This is a genomic window from Actinomadura sp. CNU-125 (assembly GCF_001942465.1).
GTDB lineage: Bacteria > Actinomycetota > Actinomycetes > Streptosporangiales > Streptosporangiaceae > Spirillospora.
On record NZ_MKJY01000214.1, the window covers coordinates 1 to 9,270 of the forward strand.

At 75.3% G+C, this 9,270-nt stretch carries 6 protein-coding genes and 3 pseudogenes; 7 read left to right on the forward strand and 2 right to left on the reverse strand.

All coding sequences use genetic code 11. The features are described 5' to 3' along the window. The coding region (locus BJF79_RS23725) for a hypothetical protein (protein ID WP_262402476.1) at positions 1-273 on the forward strand (273 nt) is incomplete at its 5' end. A gap of 54 nt (positions 274-327) precedes the next feature. On the opposite strand, the gene BJF79_RS23730 is transcribed toward BJF79_RS23725, so the two are convergent. Then, entirely contained in the window at positions 328-1,119 is a 792-nt protein-coding gene (locus BJF79_RS23730; protein ID WP_262402477.1) for a TetR/AcrR family transcriptional regulator, read from the reverse strand. Between the two features lie 135 nt (positions 1,120-1,254). Between BJF79_RS23730 and BJF79_RS23735 the strand changes: the two are divergent. After that, positions 1,255-3,571 (forward strand): annotated as a pseudogene (locus BJF79_RS23735) (ATP-binding cassette domain-containing protein). 43 nt (positions 3,572-3,614) lie between these two features. Here the strand turns inward: BJF79_RS23735 and BJF79_RS23740 are convergent. Next, a complete protein-coding gene (locus BJF79_RS23740; protein WP_316043423.1) occupies positions 3,615-4,103 on the reverse strand; it encodes a VOC family protein in 489 nt (162 codons plus the stop codon). Positions 4,104-4,135: 32 nt separating this feature from the next. Between BJF79_RS23740 and BJF79_RS51385 the strand changes: the two are divergent. The 5 genes and pseudogenes from BJF79_RS51385 to BJF79_RS23775 form a co-directional block, all read left to right on the forward strand. Then, positions 4,136-5,083, forward strand: a pseudogene (locus BJF79_RS51385) (helix-turn-helix transcriptional regulator); the annotation flags it as partial. Positions 5,084-5,234: 151 nt separating this feature from the next. After that, positions 5,235-5,504: pseudogene (locus tag BJF79_RS67185) on the forward strand (sugar diacid recognition domain-containing protein); the annotation flags it as partial. Between the two features lie 205 nt (positions 5,505-5,709). Continuing rightward, entirely contained in the window at positions 5,710-6,246 is a 537-nt protein-coding gene (locus BJF79_RS51395; protein ID WP_083733765.1) for a PucR family transcriptional regulator, read from the forward strand. Between the two features lie 193 nt (positions 6,247-6,439). Further along, complete coding sequence (locus BJF79_RS23765) at positions 6,440-7,303, forward strand: glycerate kinase (RefSeq protein WP_262402478.1); 864 nt, start codon at positions 6,440-6,442, stop codon at positions 7,301-7,303. Then, the gene (locus BJF79_RS23775; protein WP_262402479.1) at positions 7,261-9,099 is read left to right on the forward strand and encodes an SLC13 family permease; all 1,839 of its coding nucleotides are present in this window, start codon (positions 7,261-7,263) and stop codon (positions 9,097-9,099) included. The genes BJF79_RS23765 and BJF79_RS23775 overlap by 43 nt, the downstream gene beginning before the upstream one ends. Positions 9,100-9,270 lie beyond the last annotated feature (171 nt).

The following is a 9,270-nucleotide window of genomic DNA, read 5'->3' on the forward strand; positions in this document are numbered from 1 at the left end:
GTGCTGGGCGCGCGTCACCGGTGTCGCCGTCCACCCGTCCCACCCGTGGGCGCGTCGGGGCTTGTGGTGTCGGCCGTCACCGTCGGGCTGGCCGTCGTGGTCGCCGCCGCCGCGCGCGGACGGCCGCGGCCGGCGCTACGGCCGACCCGCGGGGCGGTCGTGCGGCCGGTGACGCGGCGGCTGCACGACCTGCACTCGGGGCACATCGGCGACTACGCCGCCTGGCTCACCGCGGGCGTCGCCGTCCTGGCCCTGTTCACCCGGATCCCCTGACCCGGCCGGCCCGCCTACCGGAGATCTGCGGGCCGGAGATCAGGGGGCCGGAGATCAGAGGGCGGGGCGGGCGGCGGCGGCCTCGATGCCGTCCAGGACCAGCCTCAGCCCGCCCGTGAACGCCTCCCGCGCCGCGCGCTCCTGATACAGCACGAAATCGCCGCCCTCGAACGCCGCGTCGTCGAACGCGCCCGCGGCGCTCAGCTCCGCCACCCGGGGGAACCGCTCGGCGAAGTCGGGGGCGACGCCCTCCAGCGCGTCGCTGCGCGCGTGCCACCACTCGTCCTCCGACGCCCCCGTCGCGCGCGCCGCCTCCCGCGCCTCGACGCCGTCCGCGCCGCGCCCCGCACCACGCTCGACAGCGTCGCCACCGCGCGCCGCGCGTCCCCCGCCGTGCAGGCCCGCGCCCGACAGGGCGTCCAGCAGCGCCTCCAGCGCCCGGTACTCCCCCGGCCCCAGCACCGGGCGCGCCTGCGACACCGCCAGCATCCACGGATGCCGCAGGTAGAACGCCCAGGTGTCGTGCGCCCAGGCCGTCACCGCCGCGCGCCAGCCCCCGGCCGCGCCGTACCCCGGCGGGAGCTCGGCCTGCGCGCGGTCGTACATCAGGTCGACCAGCTCCGCCTTGCCCGGCACGTAGGTGTACAGGGCCATCGCCGTGCGGCCCAGCCGCTCGCCGACCGCCCGCATCGACAGCGCCGCCATTCCCTCGGCGTCGGCGACGGCGATCGCGGCGTCCACGATCAGGTCCACGCTCAGCCCCGGGCGGGGACCGGGACGCGACGGCCCGCCGCCCGTCCCCCCGCCCTCGCGGCCGCCCGCGGCGGTGTCGTGCGCGCGCACCACAGCAGGTCCATCGAGCGGCGCGGGTCACCCTGCCCGGCGAAGACGACCAAACCACATCTCCTTATGCCATAAACTGACCGGCCGAAGCATCTCTTTACACCCTAAAATATCAATCCCCGGGAGTGGAGACCACCCATGACCGTCCCAGCGACGCCCGAGCCCGCCGCCCCGGGCACGACCGGCCTCCCGGCCCGCCCGACCGCCGCCGACCGCCACGACGTCATCGAGGTCCGCGGCGCCCGGGAGAACAACCTCGCCGACATCGACATCGACATCCCCAAGCGCCGCCTCACCGTCTTCACCGGCGTGTCCGGCTCCGGAAAGTCCTCCCTGGTGTTCGGCACCGTCGCCGCCGAGTCCCAGCGCCTGATCAACGAGACCTACAGCGCCTTCGTGCAGGGCTTCATGCCCAGCCTCGGCCGCCCCGACGTCGACGCGCTGCGCAACCTGTCGGCCGCCATCGTCGTCGACCAGGAGCGGATGGGCGCCAACTCCCGCTCCACCGTCGGGACCGCCACCGACGCCCACGCCATGCTGCGGATCGTGTTCAGCCGCCTCGGCGAGCCGCACGTGGGCACCTCCGCGGTGTTCAGCTTCAACAACGCCGAGGGCATGTGCCCCGAATGCGAGGGACTCGGACGCGTCAGCCGCATCGACGTCGGCGAGCTCGTCGACCGCGGCCTGTCGCTGAACGAGGGCGCCATCACCGCCCCGAACTTCGGCGTCGGTACCTGGTACTGGAAGGTGTTCGTCGACTCCGGCCTGTTCGACCCCGACGTCCCCCTGCGCGACTACACCGAGCAGCAGTGGGACGACTTCCTCAACAAACCCGCCACCAAGATCAAAAGCAACGGGATGAACACCAGCTACGAGGGCCTGCTGGTGAAAGTGCGGCGCCTGTACCTGCACAAGGACCGCGAGTCCATGCAAAAGCACATCGGCGCGTTCGTCGACCGCGCGTGGTGTTCGCCGCCTGCCCCGCCTGCGGCGGCGCCCGCCTCAACCCCGCCGCGCTGCGCAGCCGCATCGCCGGCCGCAACATCGCCGACTGCGCCGCCATGCAGATCAGCGACCTGGCCGCGTTCGTCCGCGCGATCGGCGACGAGCGCGTCGCGCCGCTGGTGGCCACGCTCCAGGGCACCCTGGACTCCCTGGTCGAGATCGGCCTGGGATACCTCAGCCTCGACCGCGAGTCCGGCAGCCTGTCGGGCGGCGAGGCCCAGCGCGTCAAGATGGTCCGGCACCTGGGCTCCAGCCTGTCCGACGTCACCTACGTCTTCGACGAGCCCACCGCAGGGCTGCACCCCCACGACATCGCCCGCATGAACGACCTGCTGCTGCGGCTGCGCGACAAGGGCAACACCGTCCTGGTCGTCGAGCACAAGCCCGAGACCATCGCCATCGCCGACCACGTCGTCGACCTCGGCCCCGGCGCCGGCACCGCGGGCGGCCGCGTCTGCTACGCCGGGGACGTGCGGGCCTGCGCGCGTTCGGCACCCGCACCGGCCGCCACCTGGGCGACCGCGCCCGCCCCCGCGACGCCGTCCGCGAACCCGCCGGCCACCTGGCCATCAAGGGCGCCGACCTGCACAACCTGCGCGACGTCGACGTGGAGATCCCGCTGGGCGTCCTCACCGTCGTCACCGGCGTCGCCGGATCCGGCAAGAGCTCCCTGATCCACGGGTCGCTGCCCGGCCGCGACGGCGTCGTCGTGGTCGACCAGTCCGCCATCCGCGGGTCCCGCCGCAGCAACCCCGCCACCTACACCGGGCTGCTGGACGCCGTCCGCGCCGCGTTCGCCAAGGCCAACGGCGTCAAAGCGGCCCTGTTCAGCGCCAACTCCGAAGGCGCCTGCCCCGCCTGCAAGGGCATCGGCCTGGTCTACACCGACCTGGCCATGATGGCCGGGGTCGCCGCCGTCTGCGAGGAATGCGCGGGCCGCCGCTACACCGCCGAAGTCCTCACCTACAAGCTGCGCGGCAAGGACATCAGCCAGGTGCTGGCCATGCCCGTCGCCGAAGCCCGCGAGTTCTTCCCCTCCGGGCAGGCCCGCACCGTCCTGGACCGCCTCGCCGACGTCGGCCTGGGCTACCTGCGGCTCGGCCAGCCCCTCACCACCCTGTCCGGCGGCGAGCGGCAGCGCCTCAAGCTCGCCGTCCACATGGCCGGCAAAGCCGACGTCTACGTGCTGGACGAGCCCACCACCGGCCTGCACCCCGCCGACGTCGACCAGCTGCTCGGCCTGCTCGACCGCCTCGTCGACGCCGGCGGCACCGTCATCGTCATCGAGCACCACCAGGCCGTCATGGCGCACGCCGACTGGATCATCGACCTGGGCCCCGGCGCCGGCCACGACGGCGGCCGCGTCGTCTACACCGGCACCCCCGCCGGGCTCGTCGCCGACGCCGACACCCTCACCGCCCGCCACCTGCGCGACTACATCGCGTCCTGACCCCGCACGCCCCGCACGCTCCGCACGCCCCCGGCGCGCCGGGTCACCGCCCGGCCGCCAGCATCTCCAGCCAGTGCGGGTTCGTCATGATCCCCAGGACGTTGCCGAACGGATCGACGACCGACGCGGTGACGAAACCCTCCCCGCGCGGCGTGATCCCCTCGTGCGGGACCGCGCCCAGCTCCAGCAGCCGCGCCAGCGACCCCTCCAGGTCGTCCACGTGCCAGCTCAGGATCGCCCCGCCCGGGCCCGGCGCGTGCCCGGGCGGCGCGAACCGCGCGTCGATCAGCCCGACCTCGTCCCGGCGGTCGCCGACCCGGAACTCGTAGTACCCGACCCGCCCGTCCGGTCCCGCCTTGCTGAAATAGGGCTCCGCGCCCAGCACCTCGGCGTACCAGTCGCGCGCCGCCTCCAGATCGTCCGCCCACAGGCTCACGTTCGCCATTCCCCGCAGCATGCCGTTCTCCCTCCGCTCACCGGACGCGACGCCCGCGCCCGCCGACGTCTCGACGCTATGCCGCCAATAGGTCATCGAACGTCCTAATGGGCGGCAGGATGGGATCCATGCGCGATCCCTCCGGACGGCTGCTGCGGCTGCTGTCCCTGCTGCAGACCCCGCGGGAATGGCCGGGCGGCGAACTCGCCCGCCGCCTGGGCGTCAGCCCCCGCACCGTCCGCCGCGACATCGAACGGCTCCGCGGCCTCGGCTACCCCGTCCACGCCGCGCACGGCAGCACCGGCGGGTACCGGCTCGCCGCCGGGACCGCGATGCCGCCGCTGCTGCTGGACGACGAGGAGGCCGTCGCCATCGCCATCGGCCTGCGCACCGCCGCCGCGTCCGCCGTCACCGGCGTCGCCGACAGCGGCCCCCGCGCCCTGGCCAAACTCGAACAGGTCCTGCCGCCCCGGCTGCGGCACCGCGTCGCCGCCCTCGCCGAGGCCGCCGTCGCCCTGCCCGACCGGGACGCGCCCGCCGCCGACCCCGGCGTCCTGACGGCCCTGGCCGCCGCCTGCGTCACCGGCGAGGACGTCCGCTTCGCCTACGCCTCCGCCGACGGCCGCACCTCGCGGCGACGCCGCGCAGCCGCACCGCCTCGTCGCCGCCGGACGCCGCTGGTACCTGGTCGCCCACGACACCGACCGCGACGCCTGGCGCACCTTCCGCGCCGACCGCGTCACCGGCGTCCACCGCACCGCGCCCGCCGCCCCGCCCGCGCCCTGCCCGGCGGCGCCGACGCGGCGGCGTGGGCGATGGACGCCCTGGCGGGCGGATCGGGGACGATCCGCGCCCGGCTGCTGCTGCACGCCCCGGTCGCCCAGGCAGCCCCGCACGTCACCGCCTGGCAGGGCGTCCTGGAACCGGTCGACGACCGCACCTGCCGCCTGCACACCCACGGCGACACCCTGTGGTTCCTCGCGCACCGCATCACCGCGCTGCCCGTCGACTACACCCTGCTCGACCCGCCCGAACTCGCCGCGACGCTCGCCGAGATCGTCGGCCGCGCCGCCCGCGCCGTCCGCCCCCGCCACCGCAAGACCCGGACGGAACGCGCGCGGGGGACGGCGCGCGCCCGGCGCATAGAGTGGCGGCGTGATCACCGGTACCGACGCCCAGGCCATCGTGGACGAGATCATGCGGCGCCTCGGCCGGAACGTGAACCTCATGGACGGGCGCGGCGTCATCATCGCCAGCGGCGACCGCGACCGCGTCGGCGGCGTGCACGACGCCGGTCCGGGTGCTGCACGGCGGCGCCTCGTCGCGGTGACCGGCGCGCAGGCGCGCCGCATGCGCGGCACCCGCGCCGGGGTCAACCTGCCGGTCCGGATCGGCACGGAGATCGCCGGGGTCGTCGGGGTGACCGGCGAACCCCGCGAGGTCGGCGACCTCGCCGAGGCCGTCGCCCTGATGACCGAGCTGATGATCACCCAGCAGGCGATGCGGGCCGAAGCCGAATGGCGGCGCCGCACCCGCGACCAGATCGTCGCCGACCTGCTGGCGGGACGGCTCACCGAGGCGGCGTGGCGGCAGCGGCTGCGGCTGGTCGACGCCCGCCCCGAGGCGCCGTTCGCGCTGTTCGCGCTGCGCCCCGCCGCCGACTCCGCCGCCGACGCGATGGGCGCCGCCGACAGCCTCTACGGTGCTCGGCGGCGGCGAGCGGCAGGTCCTGGCGTCGGTAGACGTCACCGGCACCCTGTGGGCGGTGGCCGGGGCAGGCGCGCCCGCCGCGCTGCGGGCACGGCTGCTGGACCTGCGCCGCGACCTGCCCCGCGCGTGCCTGCTGGACGCCGGGACCTGCGCCGACTTCGGCGCCCTCGCCGAGACCGTCCGCCGCGCCCGCCTCGCCCTGCGCAGCCGCACCCTCCCGGACGTCACGACGCTGCACGAACGGGAAGTGGCCGTCCTGCTCGCCGACCTGCCCGCCCCGGCCGCCGCCGCGGCCGCCGCCCGGATCCTCGGCCCGCTCCCCGATGAACTGCGCCGCACCCTGCGCGCCTACTTCGACCACGGCCGGCACGCCGCGCGCGCCGCGCGGGAACTCAACGTGCACCGCAACACCCTGGTGTACCGGCTGGGACGGGTCGCCGCGCTGACCGGACGCGACCCGCGCGCCTTCGACGACGCCGTCGCGCTGCGCCTGGCCCTCCACCTCACCGACCTGGACCGCGCCCACTGACCTCCCCGCCCCACCGGCCTCCCCGCCCCACCGGTCTTCGGCGCCCCGCTTTTCGGCGCCCCGCACAAAGCCGGGCCGGTCCCGCGCGCCGGACTTTGGTCGCCGTGCCGGTGCCCGGCGCCGCCCGCCGCTTCTAAGGTCTGTCCACACCCCGGTGCCGTGACCGGGGCCGTGACCAGGAGGGGAACGTCCCGTGCACATCGTCGTCGCGCCCGACTCGTTCAAGGGCGGCCTCGGCGCGGCCGCCGTATGCGCGGCCGTGGAGACCGGCGTGCGCCGCGCCGCGCCCGGCGCGACCGTCACGCAGGTGCCGATGGCCGACGGCGGCGAGGGCACCGTGGACTGCTTCCTGCGCGCCCGCGGCGGCGAAGAGATCGCCCGCACCGTCACCGGCCCGCTCGGCCGTCCCGTCGAGGCCCGCTACGCGATCTCCCGGGACGGGCGCGCGGCCGTCGTCGAACTCGCCGCGGCGTCCGGGCTGCCGCTGCTGCCCGACGGCGAACGCGACCCCATGCGGGCCGACACCACCGGGACGGGCGAGCTCGTCGCCGACGCGGTCGCCCGCGGCGCCCGCGACGTCCAGGTCTGCGTCGGCGGCAGCGCCACCACCGACGGCGGCACCGGGCTGCTGCGCGCCCTGGGCGTCCGGTTCACCGGCGCGGACGGCGCGGAGCTGCCGCCGGGCGGCGGCGCCCTCGCCGCGATCGCCGCGATCGACGACACCCGCGTCCCCGCCGCGGTCCGCGGCACCCGCTTCCGCGTCGCCTGCGTCGTCACCAACCCCTTCGTCGGGCCGTCCGGCGCCGCCGCGGTGTTCGGCCCGCAGAAGGGCGCGACCCCCGGCCAGGTCGCCGTGCTGGACGCCGCGCTGACCCGCTTCGCCGACGTCCTGGCCGACCGCTACGGCGTCGCCGTCCACGACCTGCCCGGCGCGGGCGCCGCGGGCGGCACCTGCGGCGGGCTGGTCGCGGTGCTGGGCGCCGAGCCCGCCCGCGGCGCGACCTGGTCGCCGACATGGTCGGCCTGCCCGCCGCGCTGGACACCGCCGACCTGGTGATCACCGGGGAGGGGCGGCTGGACGGGCAGAGCGCCGCCGGGAAGGTCGTCTCGGTCGTCGCCGAGCTCGCCCGCGGCGGCGGCGTCCCCGTCGCGGCGCTCGCCGGGTCGGTCGCCGGGCCGCTGGACGACCTGCACGCCCTCGGGCTGACCGCCGCGTTCAGCCTCGCCGACGGCCCCCGCACCCTGGACGAGCTGATCGGCTCGGCCGCGCCGCTGCTGGCCGATCTCGCCGAGCAGGTCGTGCGGCTGCGCACGTCCCTGACCCGCCCCGCCCCCTTCCGACCCGTCCCCCGAACGACGGTCCGCGCCGCTCCCCCGGGCGGCCCGGCCCGCCCACCCCCAGGTAAGAGCACGTCAAGGAGTCCCATGACCACCACCGGCCCCTTCCTGATGCTCGCGCTCGCCGCGAGCATCGGCCTGATCATCCTGCTGAGCGGGCGATTCAAGCTGCACCCGTTCCTGGCGATCGTGCTGGCCACGTTCGCGTTCGGGCTCGCGGCCATGGGCATCGGCGCCGCCGCCGGGTCCGACGAGCCGTACGTGGCCGACCTCGGCGGGACGATCGCCGAGGGCTTCGGATCGATCCTCGCCAGCATCGGACTGGTGATCATCTTCGGGACGATCATCGGGAAGGTGCTGGAACGCACCGGCGCCGCCGTCACCCTCGCCGACGCCGTCCTGAAGGTCGTCGGCAAACGCCACCCCGCCATCGCCATGTCGCTGATCGGCTGGGTCGTGTCCATCCCGGTGTTCTGCGACTCCGGATACGTCGTGCTGTCGCCCCTGCAGCGCTCGATCGCCCGCAAGACCGGCAAGAACCCCGTCGTCCTGGGCACCGCGCTGGCCACCGGCCTGTACGCCTCGCACACCTTCGTCCCGCCGACGCCCGGCCCGATCGCCGCGGCCGGCAACGTCGGCATCGGCTCCGACGGCCTGATCTGGGTCATCCTGTTCGGCATCCCGGTGTCCCTGGTCGCCACCATCGCCGGGCTGGCGTGGGCGCTGCGCCGCACCGCGCACCTGGAGACCGCCCTCCCGCAGGCCGAGCAGACCTTCGAGGAGTACAAGGCGCAGTTCGACCGCATCCCCGGCCTCGGCCGCGCGGTCGCCCCGATCGTCGTGCCGATCCTGCTGATGGCGATCGGGTCGGTCGCCTCGTTCCCGTCCGGCGACGGCACCCTGGTCGGCGGCGCCGCCGGCGACGTCCTGGCCGACCTGGGCGCCCCCGTCAACGCGCTGCTGATCGGCGTGCTGCTGGCCCTGGCGCTGCTGCCCACCCGCCGCGACGCCGAAGTGCTCACCACCTGGGTCGGCGAGGGCCTGGCCGACTCCGCCGTCATCCTGGTGATCACCGGCGCGGGCGGCGCGTTCGGCGCGGTGATCAAGTCGACGCCCATCGCCGACTACATCAAGACGCTCATCGGCGACGGCTCGGCCATCGCCGGGCCCGTCGCCCTGCTGGTCCTGTTCGCCCTGGCCGCGCTGCTGAAGACCGCGCAGGGCAGCAGCACCGCCGCCCTGATCATCACCTCGACGCTCGCGCAGCCGCTGCTGCCCGCGCTCGGCCTGGACGGCACGATGGGCGCCGTCCCCATCGGCCAGGTCCTGGCGGTCATGGCCATCGGCGCGGGCGCCATGGTGGTCAGCCACGTCAACGACTCCTACTTCTGGGTCGTCACGCAGTTCTCCGGCATGAACGTCTCCACCGCCTACCGCGCGCAGACCGCCGCGACCCTCGTGCAGGGCGTCACGTCCATCGTGTTCGTCCTGGTCCTCGGGGTGATCCTGCTGTGACCGGCGGCGGCCGGGACGCCCGCCGCCCCGGCCGCCGCACCCGGCGAGGCTCATTGTGTTCATGATGTGACTCTTGGTAGTCAAGGGGCGTGTCGAACGACTACCTGCCACCACCGGACCCGACGTCCTCTACGCCACCACCACGAACCACAACAGCCGTCATCCGGTCGT